At 61.3% G+C, this 19232-nt stretch carries 14 protein-coding genes; 8 read left to right on the top strand and 6 right to left on the bottom strand.

What is annotated here, in order from left to right; genetic code table 11:
- The first annotated feature begins 1 nt into the window (after position 1).
- The 5 genes from MLD24_RS03565 (at position 2) to MLD24_RS03545 (ending at position 6470) form a co-directional block, all read left to right on the top strand.
- Complete coding sequence (locus MLD24_RS03565) at positions 2–1018, top strand: FecCD family ABC transporter permease (protein WP_282450441.1); 1017 nt, start codon at positions 2–4, stop codon at positions 1016–1018.
- Positions 1015–2031, top strand: a complete 1017-nt coding sequence (locus tag MLD24_RS03560) for a FecCD family ABC transporter permease (RefSeq protein ID WP_248164119.1) — start codon at positions 1015–1017, stop codon at positions 2029–2031. Before MLD24_RS03565 ends, MLD24_RS03560 begins: the two co-directional genes overlap by 4 nt.
- Positions 2032–2072: 41 nt before the next feature.
- Positions 2073–2888 carry an ABC transporter ATP-binding protein gene (locus tag MLD24_RS03555; RefSeq protein ID WP_227171317.1) on the top strand — a complete coding sequence of 272 codons (816 nt, stop codon included), beginning with the start codon at positions 2073–2075 and terminating at the stop codon, positions 2886–2888.
- A 22-nt stretch (positions 2889–2910) separates the two neighbouring features.
- Positions 2911–4221: an NtaA/DmoA family FMN-dependent monooxygenase gene (locus MLD24_RS03550; protein WP_248164117.1), complete on the top strand. Its 1311-nt coding sequence runs from the start codon at positions 2911–2913 to the stop codon at positions 4219–4221.
- A gap of 179 nt (positions 4222–4400) precedes the next feature.
- Entirely contained in the window at positions 4401–6470 is a 2070-nt protein-coding gene (locus MLD24_RS03545) for a TonB-dependent receptor (protein WP_248164115.1), read from the top strand.
- Positions 6471–6483: 13 nt separating this feature from the next.
- Here MLD24_RS03545 and MLD24_RS03540 read toward each other — a convergent pair whose 3' ends face one another.
- On the bottom strand, positions 6484–7239 hold the full coding sequence (locus tag MLD24_RS03540; protein ID WP_248164112.1) for a class I SAM-dependent methyltransferase: 756 nt from the start codon (positions 7237–7239) through the stop codon (positions 6484–6486).
- Between the two features lie 85 nt (positions 7240–7324).
- On the opposite strand from MLD24_RS03540, the gene MLD24_RS03535 reads away from it, so the two are divergent.
- Complete coding sequence (locus tag MLD24_RS03535; protein ID WP_248164108.1) at positions 7325–8653, top strand: DUF2252 domain-containing protein; 1329 nt, start codon at positions 7325–7327, stop codon at positions 8651–8653.
- Positions 8654–8689: 36 nt separating this feature from the next.
- Here MLD24_RS03535 and MLD24_RS03530 read toward each other — a convergent pair whose 3' ends face one another.
- From MLD24_RS03530 to MLD24_RS03510, 5 genes are all read right to left on the bottom strand, one after another.
- Positions 8690–11065: a TonB-dependent siderophore receptor gene (locus MLD24_RS03530; RefSeq protein WP_248164105.1), complete on the bottom strand. Its 2376-nt coding sequence runs from the start codon at positions 11063–11065 to the stop codon at positions 8690–8692.
- Between the two features lie 130 nt (positions 11066–11195).
- Entirely contained in the window at positions 11196–12428 is a 1233-nt protein-coding gene (locus MLD24_RS03525; RefSeq protein ID WP_248164101.1) for a serine hydrolase domain-containing protein, read from the bottom strand.
- 63 nt (positions 12429–12491) lie between these two features.
- The gene (locus tag MLD24_RS03520; protein ID WP_248164086.1) at positions 12492–13679 is read right to left on the bottom strand and encodes an MFS transporter; all 1188 of its coding nucleotides are present in this window, start codon (positions 13677–13679) and stop codon (positions 12492–12494) included.
- A gap of 1 nt (position 13680) precedes the next feature.
- On the bottom strand, positions 13681–15822 hold the full coding sequence (locus MLD24_RS03515; RefSeq protein ID WP_248164083.1) for a TonB-dependent receptor: 2142 nt from the start codon (positions 15820–15822) through the stop codon (positions 13681–13683).
- Positions 15823–15855: 33 nt separating this feature from the next.
- Positions 15856–16806, bottom strand: coding sequence for a helix-turn-helix domain-containing protein (locus MLD24_RS03510; protein WP_248164080.1), 951 nt, complete (start codon positions 16804–16806; stop codon positions 15856–15858).
- A gap of 423 nt (positions 16807–17229) precedes the next feature.
- On the opposite strand from MLD24_RS03510, the gene MLD24_RS03505 reads away from it, so the two are divergent.
- Together MLD24_RS03505 and MLD24_RS03500 are read left to right on the top strand one after the other, a co-directional pair.
- The gene (locus MLD24_RS03505; protein WP_344817037.1) at positions 17230–17787 is read left to right on the top strand and encodes an RNA polymerase sigma factor; all 558 of its coding nucleotides are present in this window, start codon (positions 17230–17232) and stop codon (positions 17785–17787) included.
- 174 nt (positions 17788–17961) lie between these two features.
- A complete protein-coding gene (locus MLD24_RS03500) occupies positions 17962–18957 on the top strand; it encodes a FecR family protein (RefSeq protein WP_248164074.1) in 996 nt (331 codons plus the stop codon).
- Positions 18958–19232 lie beyond the last annotated feature (275 nt).

Here is a 19232-nt window from a genome sequence, read left to right as displayed (position 1 = left end):
TCTGTCGAACCTGCGCCGACGCCAACAGCGACAGCGTCGACGTGGCCTGGTGGCGGGTGTGTTGCTGCTGCTGGGGCTGATGGCCCTGAGCGTTGGTATCGGCGCGCGCTGGGTGCCGGTGTCGGTCACCCTGGACGCCCTGAGTGCGTTTGATCCCGGTATCAGCGACCACCTGCTGGTTCGCCAGTTGCGGCTGCCCAGAACCCTGGTTGCGGTGCTGGTGGGCTGTGCCCTTGGGGTAGCCGGGGTGGTGCTTCAGGCGATCACCCGCAATCCGCTGGCCGATCCGGGGCTGCTGGGAATCAACGCCGGGGCGGCGGTGGCGATTGTTGCCGGTGTCGCCTACTGGGGGGTGACCGACGTACTCGGTCATCTTGGCCTGGGGTTTGTTGGCGCGGCCGTGGCCAGCGTGGCGGTATACCTGCTTGGCGGCCTCAAGCAGGGCATCAATCCGGTGCGGGTACTGCTGGCCGGTGCGGCGGTCACGGTGATGCTGATGGCCATGGCGCAGATCATCATCAACAGCAACGAACTGGTGTTCGACCAGTTCCGCCATTGGGCGGTGGGGTCGCTGCAGGGCCGGGGCAGTCAGTTGATTGTCCCGGTTCTGGTGCTGGTATGCCTTGGTCTGGCGCTGGCGTTCTACCTGTCCCGGGCGCTGGATGTGCTGGCACTGGGCGGCGACTTCGGTCAGTCGCTGGGACTCAGGCCCGGGCTGGTGTGGTTGCTGGCGGCCGTCGCCATCGTGCTGTTGGCGGGGGCGGCGACGGCCGCCGCGGGGCCCATCAGTTTTGTCGGGCTGGCGGCACCGCATCTGGCCCGGATGATCGTGGGGCCGGATCACCGCTGGCTGCTGCCGTACACCACCCTGTTGGCCGCCATCCTGACCCTGGCGGCGGACGTGCTGGGGCGGCTGGTGGCGCACCCGGGCGAAGTGGGGGTGGGGATCATGGTGGCGTTGATTGGTGGCCCCTTCTTTGTGGCCCTTGCCCGTCGCCGGAGGCTGGCGCAATTATGATTCGCCACCGCTCTGCCAAGCGGGTGTGGAGGCCGCTGGGCCGTGCCATTCTGGTCTGTCCGCGGTCGTTGCTGGTCACCGTTGTTCTGTTACTCATCTCGGCCGGCCTGGTGTTGGTGTCGCTGTCGATCGGGCGAGTGGACGTCGGCCTCTGGCAACTGCTTCAGATCCTGTCTGGCGCCGGAGATGGCGACCTGACGGAGCGCGTGGTGGTGGGAATCCGGCTGCCGAGAGGGTTGACGGCGGTGTTTGTGGGGGCCGCCCTGGGGGTGTCCGGAGCGGTGTTCCAGTCGGTGTCGCGTAACGCCCTGGGCTCGCCGGACATCATCGGCTTTACCACCGGCGCGGCGACCGGCGCCATCGCTCAGATTGTGTTTTTTGGCCAGCAGGCCGCCGGCGTCATGTTGGCAGCGGTGGCCGGCGGATTGCTGACGTCGGTGCTGGTGTACTTTCTGGCGGTGCAGGGGCGTGTGGTGGGCAGTTATCGGCTGGTGCTGGTGGGTATTGGCATTGGCTCGATTCTCAGCGCGGTCAACGGCCTGCTGTTAGTGAAAGGCAGTCTGGACAACGCGGTGACCGCCAACCTGTGGCTGGCCGGCTCGCTGAGCGCCCGCAACTGGGGGCACCTGTTGCCCGTGCTGGCGGGGTGCCTGGTCCTGATTCCGGTGACCCTGCTGTTTGCCCGGCAACTCCACCTGATGGAGATGGGGGACGATCTGGCCGCCCAACTGGGCATCCGAGTGGAGCGCATCCGCCTGCTGATGGTGATCTTTGCCGTTCTGTTGGCGGCCCTGGCCACCGGGGCCGCCGGGCCGATTGCCTTTATTGCCCTGGCGGCACCGCAATTGGTTAGGCGCCTGCTGCCTGCCGGTAGTCTGCCGGTGATGGCCGCCGCCGCGATGGGAGCCTGCCTGCTGGTGTTCGCCGATGTCCTGACCCAGATGCTGCCGGTGGAGGCCGTGCTGCCCATTGGCCGTATGACCGGTGTGGTCGGCGGCCTCTACCTGTTGTAGCTGCTCAGCCGCACCCGATCGATCTAGTTGAGGATAAGTGTATGACGACCACGATCGATTCCGCCGTGCTGCGGGGTGAGTCCCTGGCGCTGTCCTATGAGTCGCGGCAGGTGTTCCGGGACCTCAGCCTGACTATTCCCTCCGGCAAGATCACTGTCATTGTCGGCCCTAACGCCTGTGGCAAGTCATCGCTGTTGCGAACTCTGTCCCGGCTGCTGGTGCCGGATCAAGGCCACGTGCTGCTGGATGGTCGCGACATTCACCGCTACCCGTCGCGGGCGGTGGCCCGTCGGCTTGGGCTGTTACCGCAGTCATCCACCGCGCCGCCGGGAATCTGCGTGGCCGATCTGGTGGCCCGCGGCCGCTTTCCCCACCAGACGCTCCTGCGTCAGTGGACCGCCGCCGATGAGGCTGCGGTCGACCAGGCCATGGCCGCAACCGGAGTCACGGGGCTGGCGGACGCCACCCTTGAAGAGTTGTCCGGCGGCCAGCGCCAGCGGGTGTGGCTGGCCATGTTGCTGGCCCAGGACACCCCGGTGATGCTGCTGGACGAACCCACCACCTGGCTGGACATTGCCCATCAGCTGGATGTGCTGGAGCTGTGCCGGCGACTGAACCGCGACCAGGGGCGGACCCTGGTGATGGTGCTCCATGACCTCAACCAGGCTGCCCGCTACGCCGATTACCTGGTGGCGATGAAAGCGGGCGAGGTGGTCGCCGCCGGGACTCCGGCCGAGGTGATGACCGAGGCACTGATCGAGCGGGTGTTCAGCATTCGCGCCCGGGTGGGCATAGACCCGGAGAGCGGCAGTCCATGGGTACTGCCAGTATCCAGCACTGGCCAGATGGACGACTGAAAAAAGGAGACGGAGGAGTCGGATGAGCGAGAGAAAACTGTGTATCGGGTTGTCCCTGGCGACCACCTGGCTGACGGGCAACGCCTGGCGCCACCCGGAGAGCCGGGTAGAACAGATCTGCCAGACGGATTTTTATGTCGATTATGCCCGCCGGGCGGAGGCGGCCAAACTGGATTTCCTGTTTCGCCCGGACTCCCTGTTCCTCAACCCGGACACGCTCAACCAGTCACCAGGACTGGCAGGGGTTGATCCCACCCTGTTGCTGGCGACCCTGGCCCGGGAAACCTCCCGTATTGGCCTGGTCACCACGGCGTCGACCACCTTCAACCACCCCTACCACGTGGCCCGGTCGATTCAGTCGCTGCACTGGCTCAGCCAGGGGCGTGCGGGCTGGAACATTGTCACCGCGCTGGATGGCAACGAGAACTTCGGTATGGAGGTGATGCCGGACGCCGATGCCCGCTACGACCGGGCGATGGAATTCACGCAGCTGGTGCAGGCGCTGTGGCAGAGCTTCCCCCAGGCGGCGCGACTGAATGATCGGGCGCAAGGGCAGTACGTCGACAGCGCCAAGATCCGGCCGGTTAATCACCAGGGGCCGTGCTTTAGCGTCAAGGGCCCGCTGAACGTGCCGGCGTCGGACTTTGGCCGGGTGCCGTTTCTGCAGGCCGGGGCGTCGGATCGGGGGCGGGACTTTGCCGCCCGGGTGGCCGACGCCATTTTTGCGGCGACCCCGGACCTGGAGGCCGGTGCCGAGTTGGTCGCGGACATCCGCAGCCGTACCCGGGATCATGGCCGTGATGCCCGGGCCATCAAGGTGTTGCCCGGCCTGAGCCTGTTCCTCGGCCGAACCAGGGCGGAGGCTCAGGCGCTGTACCGCGACACCCATGCCGACCAGAACCCGCAGCGCAAGTACGCTTTTATCCGCGAGGCACTGGGGCTGGATGTCAGCGAACTGGCTCCGGATCAGCGTCTTACCCCGGCGCTGTTGCCGGACCCGCAACGGCCGGTGCGCAGTCGCACCCACGCCGACCTGTTGCGTCGACTGATCGAGCGGGAGCAACCGACCGTCCGTGAACTGCTGGTGCGGCCGGAAGTGGCAGGCTCCGCCCATTGGCTGGTGGTGGGGACACCGGACGACGCCGTGGCCAGTATTCTCGAACGCTTTCGGGCCGAGGCCGCCGATGGCTTTGTGGCGTTGCCGGGGGGCTCGGACGCCTCCCTCTACCTGTTCCTCGACGAAGTGGTGCCGAAGCTGGTGGAACAGGGCGTCTTCCGGCGTGACTACGCCGGTTCCACCTTTGCCGATCATCTCGGCATCACTGGGAGGTAAAAGGAGTGGCCTCCGGGTTTTCCAATCGGGGGTGTTTTTTTTCCTTTCGAGGTGGGTGTCTTACGTAAATTTAAGAGAGATTCCCATTCTCATATGGGCGAGTGCCAACGTGTTCCGTCGGCACCGTTCCCGCACTCTGTGCGATCCGCGTTGTTACCTGCTTAGAAGGAGATGTCCCTATGCCCCAGCTTGTTCCTGCAAAGCCGTGCCTGGCTGCCGAGAAACCACGTTTTCCGATTTTGGTGCTTGGCCTGGGCCTGTGTTCGGTGCAGGTCTCCTGGGCGGACAATGCGTCACCAGCGGCTCACGCCCTGCCGCCCATCGTAGTCACCGGGGAGAAGGTCGAGCGTTCCATCTACGACACCAGCTCCAGCGTTGAGGTTTACGACCAGCAACGAATCGAGTCCACCCCCGGTGCAACCGAGCTGTCCGACGTGCTGGACCTGAACCCGGCGATTGTTGATCCGGGTATCGGCAACCACATGCCAGCAGTCCGCGGGGTGGATGGCTCCGGTTCCTCCATTGGTGGCCTGGCCACCTTTGCCGGTGTCCGACCACGGCTGAATGTATCGCTGGATGGCCGTTCGCTGAGCTACAGCGAAATGGCGTTTGGCCCCCGCTCGCTGTGGGACATGCGTCAGGTCGAGACCTACGTCGGCCCGCAAAGCCACATCCAGGGTCGCAACGCCCTGGCCGGTGCGGTGGTGATGAAAAGCAACAACCCCAGCTTCCAGTGGGAAGGGGCGGTGAAAGGGGCGGTGGGTAACCAGGGCTACGCCCAGACCGCTGCCCTGGTGTCCGGTCCGATTGTCGAGGATGAGCTTGCCTTCCGCCTGTCGGTGGATCGCCAGCAGCGGGAAAGCTACGTTGATCTGGCCACCTACGAACCGGTGGGAGACGCCCGTGAGGTGGAATCCACCGCAGCCCGCTTCAAGCTGCAGTATGAGCCGGCGGCCCTGCCGGACTTCGGCACCACGCTGACGGTGAGCGATATGGATACCCGCGCACCCCAGGCCGAGTACGAGCTGTCCAACCCGCCCTCGCGCCAGGCCAACGAGTTCCGGCCGGTCTACACCACCGATTCCACCAGCGCCAGCTGGGACGTGGTTTGGGACCTGGGCCGCCAGATGCGGTTCGAGAACAACGTGACCTTCAGCAAGCTGGAGTTCGAGCGCCGGACCCAGAACACCTCCGCCAACTTCACCTCGGACGGCGACGAGTTCCAGATCGAGCCATTGCTGCATTTCGGCGCCGACGGCGAGTCCGTCCGTGGTCTGGTGGGCGTTCGACTGTACGATTTCGATGCCGATGAAGCGTTCATCAACGCCGTTGGCAACCAGCCGATGAAGGATGAGACCCAGACCCGCTCCGCGTTTGGCGAACTGACCTACCCGCTGGCAACCACCGTGGATCTGACCTTCGGGTTGCGATACGAGTGGGAGCGGCGCCAGCGGACCGCGCTGGTGCAGTTGAATCCGGTCTTTGGTGTGGATCTGGATTTCGATGAAACCTACAACGTCCTGCTGCCACGCCTGGACCTGGCCTGGAAACCCCGGGCAGGGCAGACCTTCGGCATGAAGGTGGCCAAAGGCTACAACGCCGGCGGCGCCGGCCTGTCGATCACCAACTTCCAGCCCTACGAGTACGACGAAGAAACGGTGATCAATTACGAGGTCTACACCCGCAACGCTCTGCTGGATGGTGAACTGGAACTGACTGCCAACGTTTTCTATAACGACTACAGTGACATGCAGCTGCCCGAATACGTTGGTGCCGACGACATCATCATCCGCAATGCCGACAAGGCCATCAGCTATGGCGCCGAACTGGGCTCACGCTGGATGCCGGCACCGGCTTTCGCCCTGACCGGCAGCCTGGCCTTGCTGAAGACCGATGTCGAAGACTTCGACGGTACCGTGATCGAAGGCAACGAACTGCCCCGGGCACCGGCCTACGCCGCCACCCTGGGAGCCGTCTATGAGCCCCTCGATAACCTCGAGCTGAGTGGCAACGTGCGCTACAGCGACAGCTACTACGCCGACTACGATAACCTGCCGGCGGAGAAGATCGAGGGCTACACCGTGGCCAATGTGCAGTTGGCCTACACCTATGGCCCGGCCCACATGACAGTGTTCGTCAACAACCTGTTTGACACCGACGCCGAGACCATGATTTTCAACAGCCTGGTGGACAACCCCTTGCGGGTTCAGCCGCGCCTGGCCGGGGCATCGTTCGAGTACCGTTTCTAACGGGGCAGGGCTGCTACCCGGGTCTGGTCGCCTCGAAGGTGAGTATGCCGGCATCACGCCCCGGCACCTGGCCATGCCGGTAGTCGCCGCAGACCTGAATGTCCGCGAACCCGGCGGCTGCCAAAGCCAGTGTCATTTCGTGCACGCCCCACCAGCGCAGGTGGAAGGTCTCCAGCTGGCTGCGGGCAAGCTCGCCGTTGTGCCAGTGCTCGTAGCGGAGCTGGGCGTGGGTGGTCTGCCGAAGGTAATCGGTTGCCAGCGGGGTGTGCTGCAGGGTCAGCAGGTCATCGCCGGTTTGCCAGTGGCGGCAGCTTGCGCCCGCATGGATCAGTGATGACATCGGGTCGAGATCGAGTAGCAGCCGGCCTCCCGGGGCCAACGCCGCAAGGAAGCGGCCCAGCACCTGCTGGGCGACGGCGGTGTCCGTGATCAGCTGGAACGAGCCAGCCGGCAGGATAATGGCATCAAACGGATGGTCGTAGTGAAAGTCCTCAAACTGCTGGCGGGTCAGCGGCGGCTCCAGGTCACGGCGCCGGCACTCCTGCCGGCAATAGGCCAGCATGTCCTCTGAACCGTCAAATCCGGTCACCGACAGGCCGGCTTCCAGCAGTGGTATCAGTACCCGGCCATTGCCTGTGGCCGGCTCCAGAATCGGGCCGGTGCAGGCCGCGAGGCGGTCACGATAATATTCGATATCGCCAAAGGAATGGCCGATGGGTTTATCAAGGTGGTAGACCCAGGCGGCCAGGGTTCCGTATCGGTTGATCATCTCTGTCACTCCCTGTTGATCGTCGCATCATACCGTCAAACCTTCTAAGGTAGGGTCCTGTTAATCATTGTGAACGGGAGTCTATATGGACAAGGAACTGACCCTGCATAACCGCAACCAGCAGGTGGTGCGGGCCATTGAGGCCAACAACGCCGAGTTGGATGCCGACGCCCGTAGCCGCAAATTCACCGCCATGGCCGAGTCGCCTTACCGTTTTTTTCGTGGCACCAGTCACCTGTTCTGGCAGGACATGTACAACGACTGGCGGTTTGCCCTGTTTGGCGGCGTGGCCGGCACCCAGACCTGGATTCAGGGCGATGCCCATGTCTACAACTTTGGTGCCTTTGCCAATCACGACGGGGAAGTGATCTACGGTCTGGACGACTTTGATGACGCGGTGGTCAGCGACTACCAGTACGACCTCTGGCGCCTAGCCATCAGTCTGGTGCTGGACACCCGCGAGAACGGCCAGTTCAAGGCCGATCACTGCCGGCAAGCAGTGGTCACCCTGGCCAGCCGTTATCTGGAGGTGGCCTCCTGCTACCAGGAGCAGGACCTGGATCAGGAGGTGCACTTCACCGCCGAAACGGCCACCAAACCGCTGGACGGCTTCCTGAAGAAAGTGGCCCGCAAGAAAGGGCGCCAACGCATGCTGGCGAAGTGGACCCGCTTCCAGAAGAACGGCAAACGGGTGTTCGATGCCGAGAATCCGAAGCTGAAGCGGCTGTCTCCCCAGGCCCGCAAGCAGTTTCTGGCGGCGTTTGAAGACTATCGCCAGACCTGCGGTGAAGGTTTGGAGAATGTCTTTACGGTCAAGGACGTGGTGCGCCGCATCCGTGCCGGCACCGGGTCCATGGGGACACCCCGCTACTACGTGCTGGTTGAGGGCGAGGGTGGCGACCACGAGAATGACCTGATCCTGGACGTCAAACGCCAGGACGGGCCGGCGCTGCTGCAGGCGATGACGGCCGTTGAGCAGGACGCCTATGCCCGCGCCTATCCGAATGAAGGAGTAAGGCATGCCAAGGCCTTCCGGGCACTGGCGGAGCATCCGGACCGTTACCTGGGCTGGCTGGAAATGGATGATGGGGTTTACTCGGTGCGGGAGCGGTCTCCCTTCAAGGACGACTTTGACACCACCGGTCTCAGCAAGAAAAAGCACTACTTCCGCATGGCCGCACAATGGGGCGAGATCCTGGCGACAGAGCACAAGCGGGCCAGCCGCAGCCTCAATCCTGACCAGCCGTTTCTGTTCGAGCAGACGCTGGCGGCCATGACGCAGGACCGGGAAACCGAGTTTGCCGGCCTGGTGACGGCAATTGCTGTTCACTACGCCGAGTGTGTGGAGCGTGACTACCGCACGTTCATGGACACTCTGGCGCCACTCGCAGGGCCAATCTCGGCACAAGATTAACCGGGGCCCGGCAGGCCGGCCCCCGGTGCATTGCCGTCAGAACTGGGTGCGCAATGCCAGCACCAACTGGCTGGGATCGCCGAAGTAGTTCTGGCGTCCGCCACCGATGATGCGGCTGTAATAGTGGCGGTCGGTGAGGTTGGTGCCGGTAAGGCTGACGGTGGTGCCTGGCTCGATCTGGTAGGCCGCCCGGGCCGACAGGGTGGCGTAGGAACCCTGCTCATAGCGTGCTCCATCCCGTTCGGTGTGGATACCGCTGCTGTATTCTATGCCTGCGCCCAGGGTCAGACCATTGAGGCTGCCGCCGGCAAAGCCGTATTGGCCCCAGAGCTTGAGGCTGTGTTCCGGTGTGCCGGGTGCGAACGGTTTGCCCTCGGCGTTCTCGTCGGCATCTTCCAGCAGTTCGGTGTCGGTGTAGGCATACCCGATCACCACATCAACCCCGGGCAATGGACGGCCGCTCAGTTCGGCTTCCAGGCCCTGGCTGCGCACTTTGCCGCCGGCGACGGAGGCGTCCTCAATCAGTGCGTCGGCAATGGCACGGTTCTCGTCGATGATGCGGAAGAGCGCGGCGCTGTAGTCCAGGCGTCCCTGATTCAGCTGTCCTTTGATGCCGAGCTCGAACTGGTTGCCCACTCGCGGTTCCAGTACCTTGCCATCGCGATCGGTGGCGGTCTGGGGCTGAAAAATCTCGGCGAAGCTGGCGTACACCGACAGGTCCGGCTGCAGGCTCTGGATGACGCCGGCGTAGGGGGTGAACTGACCTTTTTCCTCATGGGTTGAGTCGGGGCCGGTTTCCCAGTGGCTCAGCCGGCCGCCCAACACCAGGGTGGTGCTGTCGGTGACGGCCAGGTTAGTGCGGCTGTATAGGCCATACTGCTTGGTTTCGGATTTGCTGCGCGGGCCGTATTCGAACTCCGGCAGGGGCAGATCCCGTACCGGGTCATAAACATTCACCGGTGGGTAGTCATAGTTGACGCCGGTGTACAGGTCGCTTTCGTTCTTGCGGCCACTCACGCCCACCAGCACCGAGTGTTCCCGGTCCATCAGCCGGAATGGCTGATTCAGGTAGGCATCCAGCGCCAGGTCGTCGCGGCTGCCGCCCCTGTTCAGCGCGATCCGGCCTACTTCGTTGGTCTCCGGATCGATGGTTGTAGTGGTGTAGTTCAGTTTGTAGTCGAAATCGCCGGTGCGGCGACTGAGGTTGATCTTGGCTTCGCCACCGTTGGCGAACAGGTGCTCCAGTTCAATGAACAGGTGCTTTGGCCGTTCCTCTTTGCTGTTCCAGTCCGAGCCCAGGTTGGTGGACCGCTTGAAATCGCCAAACTGGCCATCCGGCCCCACGGGCCAGCCCACGTAGGGGACCCGGTCTGCGCGGGTGGCACTGCCGCCAACGGAGACCGTGGTCGTCGGCGCCAGATCGTACTCGATCGTGCCGTAGAGCACGGTTTTGCGGGAGTCGATGTCGTCAATGAACGAATCCAGCTCTTCATACACGGTCACCGCCCGACCGCGGAGAGCGCCGTCCTGTGAAAGCGCGCCGGAAAGGTCCGCCTCCAGTCGGTAGCCGCCCCAGGAATCAACGCTGGAGTTGAACTGGCGGGTGGTGTCAGCCAGCGCGCGTTTACGGGCCAGGTTGATGCCACCGCCGGGCTCGCCGGCGCCCTGCAGCAGACCGGCCGGGCCCCGCAGGACCTCCACCCGGTCATACAGTGCCATATCAGGCGCTCCGACACCGTGGGTGCCGTTGCCGGTAGAACCGGTGGCGACGCCGTCAATGCTGACCGTGTCGATGGCAAAGCCGCGGGACAGGAACTGGGCAGCACCGGCGCCATAGTCCTCAACGGTGACGCCGGTGACCCGCTGCATCACCTCCCGCAGCGTTGTCAGGTTCTGGTCCTCGATCTGCGCCCGGGTCACCACACTGCCCGACTGGGGGACGTTCTGATGCTCGCCCAGACCGCGGCCAAAGCTGCTGCCCTCGAAGGTGTAGGCGCCGGTACCGGCGGACTGGTTGGCGTAGTGGTCGGCACTGACCTCCAACGGCCGCAGGCTGGTGTTGTCACTGCGCACCAGGGTGTAAACACCGTTGCCCTGATCGACCACCGTCAGGCCTGACCCGGACAGCAGGGTGGCGAGGGCGCTGTCGACCGAGTAACGGCCGTCCAGCCCAGCGCTCTCAAGTCCCCGGGTAAGCCCGGGATCAAACTGCACCGTGACACCCGCCCGGGCTGCAAACGCCGTCAGCGCGGTGGCGAGAGGACCGCTATCAATGGTGTACGGCTGGGCAGACTGAGCATCCGCTGCCAGTAGCGGGCTACCCGGCAGCACGACGCCGCCGGCAAGGATCGAGCAGAGAATCCCCCGCCGCAGGCGAGACAGGGAAGGGGTCAGGATCGAAGTTGGGATCATGGAAACGGTGTCCTAAGCAGTCGGTTCACCGGCAAAGACGCAGCGGAAACGAAAAGGGGACAGATCCGGGGAACTTTTTTCGGCCAGGTCCCGAAGGGCATGCTCTGAGGCGATATTCAGAATGATGCTGTCAGACGTTGATCGTATCGGCGTGCTTGATACTCAGGCAGTCATAGAAAACCCTGGCCAGCTCAGCCGCACGATGTCCGATGATCGTATTATCTTTGGCGTGAGGCTGGTAGAGATGGTTGCAAACGTAACCAAAGCCGACCTGATGATCAGGGTCTGCGAAAGACGTGACGCCTCCCATGCCTACATGGCCAAAGCTGTTGGGGTTTGGTCCCAGATCTGCCATTGGCGCCAGGTTGAAATACAGGCCCATGCCAACGCGGACATCTTGCTGAACTCCCTCGTCTTTGACCGGGTCAGGTTTTTCGTTGGCAATGCGCTCAACCATCGCTTCTGACAGAACCTGTACGCCGTCCAGGCAACCACCTTGCGCCAGCATGGCGTAAACGCGAGCCAACCCTCTGGCGCTTCCGAACCCGGTGATTGCGGGGGCTTCGGTATGCTGCCAGCGAGGACTGTTCGGATGGTAATCCTTGCTGCAAGGGCGAAAATACCTGGTACGCCAACCGCCAAACCGAGACAGGATGTGAGAGCAAAGCACCAATCGTGACCTGGTTTTCCAGTTGTCGCCATCGCAAGTGGCCAGCACCGGCCGCTGTTCAGCAAGCAAACGAAGTGACAGATTCATCCCCAAAGGATCGGCAAAGTGCTCCGAGAAGTAATCGGCCGGCATTTTTCCGGAAATGCGCCGTATTACCTCACCTACAAGATGGCCAAACGTAACCGCGTGGTAAGCGGTAACCGTCCCTGCCGGCCACAATAAGGGGGCCTGCTCCATAGCCGATATCATGCGATGCCAATCATAGACATCACCAGGACGGTTGGTGTCGGCTGTTGGCAGGCCGGCATTGTGATGCAACAAGTGATTAAGAGTCACTTGAGATTTGGCTTCCGTATCTGCCTGTGCGAACTCCGGCCAATATTTAACGACAGGGTCGTCCAGGTTGGCGAGACCGCGGTCAACAATGTGCAGCAGGCAAAGTGCCGCCAAGGCCTTGCCTGCGGAAAACAAACTGACCACCGTATCCGGTTGCCAGGGGTGCTCCCGCCTGGGCGACGTATGACCCGCCCACAGATCAACCACGATGTTTCCCTGATGGTAGATACACAGCGCGTTACCGAGTTCATCGGGATGCTGCTGCATCTGATCGAAGGCTTCCTGAACGGGCTCAAAGCCGCTGGCTACTGTGCCTGACGGGTGTTCATTCGTTGCTATGGGGCTGATTTCAGACATTATCTGGCTCTACACATAGTGAGTTGGGTGATGCGAAAAGCGCCACGACGGCCATTGGACGCTTTACGTGCCAGCTTCGTCGCTCGTTTTATCGGGGAGGAGACGGGCGGAACTGAACACGCTGATGCCTGCTGCCAGTGTCAGGAATGCCGTGAAGGCGAACAGCGTGGCGTATCCCGCGTATTCAGCCAGGATGCCTGCCACAATGGCCGCACCAAATCGAATAAAGGCGTCCACCGAGGTTAGAACGGCGTAGGACGAGACGGGAGCTTCCGGCAGCGTGCGTTGCATGTATAACTGCCAGGTCAGGACAGTGAACGCCCCCGCCAACACGAAGTCGCTGATTGACAGGATGGTGACAGCGAGTTTCGCCATCATTGGCACCTGGGCGAGGCAGAAAAGCACCAGGCCTTTCAGGGCGGCGCAAACCAGAAAGCAGGTTTTCAGACCAAACCGGGCAATCAACCATCCCGATGTCAGCGATACCGGTACCATCAACCCCATGGCCAGACTGCCCAGCAGCAAGCCCGACCGCTCTGGTGACATCCCCGCATCAATAAGCCGGGCCGGCAACAGCACATCGGCGCCGCTGGCGGTGGCAATCAGAATCAGGCTGATACAAACCGGCAGGTTGCCGAGAATCCTGGCCCCCTGGAGAAAAGTGACTTGCTGCACGGCACTTTCCCGGGGGCCGTCGTTTAGCAGCTTGCCGGTCAGACCAGCAATCGCCATGGCAATACTGGTACACAGAATCACCGGCCACCAATCGAACCAGCTTGCGACCCAGGGCACCAAGCCGCCACCGACAATGCCACCCAGGACCATGCCACCTGCGGCAAACCCGTTTGCCCGTGCGCGGTTTGTTTCATCCAGGGTGCGCATGGCCCAGCCTGCGTAAAGCAGCTGCAGCATCAGGGCGAGTAGCGCACACACGGCGGCCAGGGCAATCAGTGGCCAGGTTGCAGCCTGTTCAGTCAGCGCTGCAACAGGTAGAAAACACAATGCCAGCAGTAACGCCAGAATGGCGATGGCTTTGGTTCGCGTGGCGGCGGGTACGGCGATTCGCTCAAACCACGGCGCCCACAACCACTTGAGCGCAGAAGGCAGCCATATGATCCAGATCAGGCCGATTTCGATCAACGATGCGCCACCATCGCGCAGCTGTGCTGGCACCGCGATGGTGAAGAAAGCCCCCTGCAGACCAATGATTGCAGACAGGGAGAGAACGCCGAGATAGCCGCTTTTCGTCATATCAGAACGCAATACTCAGGCCGAGTCCCAGAATTCTGCCCGTGCCGACGGAGGCGGTGTGAATATCTGGCGTGTATTCCGATGAGAAATGCACCGGGCGTTCGTCCAGCAGGTTATGCCCGAACAGATACAGCGAATTGTCGCCTCTGCGCCAAGACACGCGGGCATTGAGGATATCGTGATCGGGCAGTTTGAAGTTGTTGCCAATGTCACCCTCACGGTCACCAACATAAAGCCAGTCAGCCGAAAGCAGGATGTCATCGAACAGATTCACGCTGGTGACAGCAATCCGGTAATCAAAGCCAAGCGTCGCTGAAACGTTTGGTGTCAGTGGAACTTCGTTGCCTTTGCTCGCCCCGGTATTGGTGGTGGCGGACACCGATTGCATTTCGCTATCCAGCAGGGTCAGCGAGGCACGCAGTTGCAGATCGGCTGTTGCCTGATAGGCGCCATCAAGTTCCAGGCCATAACTTCGGTAGTCCTGATTCGTAAACGTGTAGTAGACGAGCCCTTCTCTGAACTCGAAATCAAACATCTGGCCATCTTTCACGTCATTATGAAAAAGCGCGGCGTTGATGTTCATTCGATCATCAGCGGAGACGTATTTCAGACCGGTTTCCCAAGTCGTGTTGGTCGCTGATTTAAAGGGATCGGTTTTGACGCCAGTTGCAGAGCCTACCAGCAGTTTTTCGTAGCCGCCTGCAGCGTAGCCTCTGGACCAGGAGGCATAAGCTGTTGTGGTATCGGTGACATCAAACGATAAACCCAGACGCCCTGTAGTGTAATGGTCCCCGATGTCGTCAGTCTGGTGGAACGTCGGTACGGTGCCGGGGAAACCGTTGGAAACATAGTGGCCGTCAACGTCCTGGTCTTCCCAGCCGTAGCGAATACCGGCGGAGAGTCTAAGGCGGTGTGTCATTGCCCAGGTGCCGTCAGCAAACAGCGACCAGGACCGGGTATCGATATCGACATCCGTCACCCCGTTTGAGGTGGGTTGGGTGGCACTTTTGGCGTCCCGCTCGCCGCTGTAGCCAGACTGAAAATAGTTGGCTCCGGCCACCCAGGAAAAGTGTGAGTCGTCATCCGACGCCAGCCGTAGTTCCTGGCTGAATATCCGTTCGCGTTCTTCGGTTAAAAAGTAGTCTGTGGTGGCATCAGTGAATGTACTCTCAGGCTGGCCGGTTAATGCGGAATACAGATACGCGTCGGACGCACCAACATCGCCGTCGATATGCTGTTTCTGAAAGCCGGTCAGGGACGTCAGGCGAGCGTGGCCAAACTGTTTTTCGGCTTTGATGATTGCCTGAAGATTTTCCCGGTTGTGCTCCGGTATCCGATCATCGCCGCTTTCCGGAAAGTTCGGGTGCTCGTAATAGAGTAGATAGGAGTTATGACTCTCCCGCTTATCGGCCTGCAACATGGTCGAGATATCCCAGCCGGACGCCGTGTAAGCGGTTAATGAGAGCCGGGCGCCGGATAACGAGGTCCCGCCTTCAGTGCCGTTTGCAACGCTATTGGGTACATCGCCGTCAAAGTCCTGAAAACGCAACGCGACCCGGCCAGCCAGTTGATTGGCCACCAGCCAGTCACCAGCGACAAAATCCCCCTTCTTGTAGCCATCGGTACCGGCTTCAACCGACAGTTGCCTTTCATAGTCGCCATCGGCGCCGTGGGGAACGAAGTTGATGCCGCCTGCGAGGGCATTTCGTCCAAACAATGTGCCCTGGGGGCCACGCAGGACTTCAATTTGCTCCATATCGAAGAGACTGGCGGGAAAGCCGAAGCTGGAGGTTGGTACTTCATTTACCGAGTAGGCAACGACATGATCGGTTGCGCTTAAAGGGTATCCCAGCGGACCCACGCCGCGAATATTGAGAAAGTCAGTACCGGGTTGGCCAAAGCCGGAGAATGTCAGGCCGGGTGAATTCAGAGCGATGCCTGCTCCGGGTTCGGTGGGGGTGGTTTCCACTTCATTGTGCTTCAGGACTGTTACGGCACGGGGCTGCTCCTGAAGATCCTCATCTCGCCGGTCGGCACTGACCTCTATGGCGGGCAGTCTAATGTGGGCGTCCTGCGCAGCGACGGGGGCGGGCAGGGCAGGTGCAATCAGGATAAGAGCCGGAAAAACAGACTGGCGCGACATTGATGTTCCTCATGGCGAATGTGCCGGAACACTCTATCGGGTCGCTTCAAGGGCAGCTTTCGTGTGATTGGGTTTTCTTTTGTCAAAATCGGGTTTGTCTTCAATCTCCTGACTGGGGGAGTGGCCAAATCGACGCCGGTAAGCCGTCGCGAAAGCGGCCGGGCTTGAAAAACCAACGCGCAGGCCGGTCTCAGTCACGGAGAGTCCCTCAGATCTCAGCATGCGCCGTGCGGCATCCAGACGCAGATCACGAAAGAAAGCGAAGATAGTCCGTCCATAGGCCGTTTTGAAATTGTCACTCAGCGTGCTGGGGTTAACCCCAGCGATTTCTGACAGCTCTGTTAGCGAGGGCGTTTGGTCGAGGTTGTCTTGCAGGTAGTCGGTAACGAGTTTTACCCGGTTGCGCGCTCTTTGCTGCAAGCTTCCCCGCACTCCGTCCTGCTGCCTTAGCTGCTCGGTGGCCCGGCAAATGTAGGCCATAAAATTCATGAAGACCGCCTCAAGCTCAAGTTCGCGAAACGGCGCATCCTGTGGGATCTGCAGTGCCTGTTCGACCAGGGCATTCAATGCCGGCAGAACCGGTAGAACCGTTAAGCTCGATTTGTCCATGAAATGCGCTTTCAGGTACAGGAGAGAAGTCTTGAGGGGGCGCCCCAATTCTGCAGGTAAGGCAAGAAAATCAATGTGAAGGCCAACACCTGCACAAAACTCACCCGCGTAGTAGGTGTTCGTGCAAAGGGTTGGTTTGGCGAAGCTCAGAACGATGGGGCGGCCGACCGGTATTGGTATGCGGTTGCTGCCACCACTGTGCACTGAAGTGGATTGGCCACACAGCATCAAGCCGATGAACAAACCGGGGTGCTGCAGGGATCTGATGTTGGCATCGGCGGCATAAATCATATCGTACCCGCCAAACATGAGCCCTTCGCATGGCTGGTAAGAAAAATGTCGGTTGATCGCCCGAGGAGTGCTGGCGGCGTTCATTAGCTTCTCCTGCATGTCTTGTAGGGACAATTCCTTCCGTGCTCAGGGTCAGTTGAGGCCCGCCCTCCGTGGCCGCTGGGGCTCATGCAGCAACCCGATGCATGGTCGGCTGTGCTGACGACAGGCCGGTGACATGGGAGGTGCTGAACTTAGCAGTAATGATAATCATTACTAAATGGGAGTAAAGCACCGGATCGTATTGCGGGCCAAACGCCTTTGGCGCGCCAGTCCAACGAGTTAATCAGAGGCTCCTTAGGCGATTGCTTCGCATTCTCTGCCAGAATTGCCCTGAATTGAGGGGTGTCGTAGAATGCGTCGCATTCCTATTTAAGGTGCTTCCTGTGTGGGTTCCCAGGCGACGCTTAAACACCCCGGTGACGCTCCAGTACCGTGGGGCGGCTGGACCATGGGGTAGGCCCATCGATGCGGTACGCAATGCCGAAATCCCGATTTTCTTCATTATCTCAGGCTGTAGAGGCTTACTACGAGGAGCTTCGCCATTTTATCCGCCGACGGACGGGGTCGAGGTCCATGGCAGAGGATGTGGTTCAGGAAACCTGGATTCGTGCCAACACCACGACCGTGGATCTGCCGGACAATCCCCGCGCTTATCTTTATCGGATGGCGGGTAACGTGGCCGTGGACCATTTGCGGCGCCGCCAGGTGTGGGAGAGGGTGGAGCAGCCTCTTGCAAACGAGACAGACGAACACGGCATACAAACGCTGGAAACCGTACCCGATGGTGCCCCTGATCTTCTGGAAGCCCTGACGTCCCAAAAGCAGTTGGTTGCCCTTAACGCCGCCGTGCGTGAACTGCCCGATAAATGTCGGGAAGTGTTTCTGCTGTATCGAGGTCATGGCCTTACGATGAGGGAGATTGCTGAACGGCTGTCCATTTCGGATAAGACGGTTGAGAAGCACATAGCCCGGGCCATGGTGCATTGCCGGGTCCGTGTCCGGGCGGCAGGGCGGGAGGTGTGATGTTGAAATCAATCAATCCCCGGTGCATTGCTGCGCGCGATGGCGGCTCCTGTACCAGTCTTTCCGGGGCTGGGCTGGGGGATTCTGATTCTGCCGCTCGTCTTATTTCAAAGCCGCGAGTTGATGCCGCCGCCATTTGCTGCCTCGGCCCATTCCGACCAGGGCGAATCCGCTATGACCAATGACCCCTCCGAGTACCGCGATGCCCCCATGGATGAGTTGCCTGATGAGGTACTCGAAGAAGCCGCCATCTGGCAAGCGCGGTTACGGGACGCCGCAGCGGGAGCAGTGGCGGTCAGGCAGGTGCGGGCAGAGTTCGGGCGGTGGCTTTTAAGGGACACTCGTCATCGACAGGCCTTCGCCGAAATGGAGGCGCTTTGGGGGGCGTTGGAGGGGCCTGTCGAGCAATGGCTGGCGGAGCTTGAAACCGGCGCGCGGAGCAGGGCATCACGATGGTCGTCCCTAGCCATGATCGCATGCCTGGTGCTGGCGGCCTTCCTTGGCGTTGGCTGGCAGCAGGACTGGCTGGCTCAATGGCAGGGCGACTATGTCACTGCGGTGGGAGAAACGGCGGCCATTGAGTTGGAGGACGGCAGTCGCATTGCCCTCAATACCGACAGTGCCCTGGCGATCGATTTTGGTCCCGAGGCGCGTCGTGTGCGGCTGATACGGGGCGAGGCATGGTTCAACGTGTCTTCGGCTGACCCGAGACCGTTCATCGTGGTCACGGACCCTGGCTCGGTAACGGTTACTGGCACCCGGTTTAACGTCCGCCTGGCCGGGGAGGTGGCTATTGCCAGTCTGGACGAAGGTCAGGTGGTGTTGCGTGCTGCCGATGTTGCTGAGGACAAGCCGGTGGTGCTGGCGCCGGGATGGCAATCTGTGCTGGCCAGCGACTTCATCAGTCCGCCAGAAGCCTTTGATCGTACTGCAATTACCGCCTGGCGGCGTGGCCAGGCGGTGTTCTATAACACGCCTCTGGCGGAGGTGGTGGCAACCCTGAACCGCTACCGCCCTGGCCGAATTGTGGTTGTTGGGGAAACGTTGAACCAACTCAGGGTCAGTGGCGTTTTTGCCGTTGATGACCCTGATGCTGCGCTCAACGTCATTGCCAATACCCTGCCAATACAGCAGACCCGTCTGACTGATTACCTCGTTCTGATTCGCTGAGTGCGGGGTAACTTTCTCTGAAAAAGTGCATCCGGACTGGGGGAATGTTCCTCGTTGCCGCGTCTCATCACCTGACACTAACAGTAACAGTTCTCAATAGTATTTGGGTGTATGACGATGCGAGGCAGACACAACGTGAAGGATAGCAACTCCCGGTCAGTTGTTCGGACAGGGGCCGGGGCGGTGACACCTCCCGGCAAACGCAACAGCCTGGCGGCTGCGATTGCGCTGGCGATACCGTTAACCGTGGCGACGGCTGGCGCTGCGGTGGCGGG

Source organism: Marinobacter xestospongiae, from assembly GCF_023156385.1.
GTDB lineage: Bacteria > Pseudomonadota > Gammaproteobacteria > Pseudomonadales > Oleiphilaceae > Marinobacter > Marinobacter xestospongiae.
This window is presented reverse-complemented; position numbering and strand designations above follow the sequence as displayed.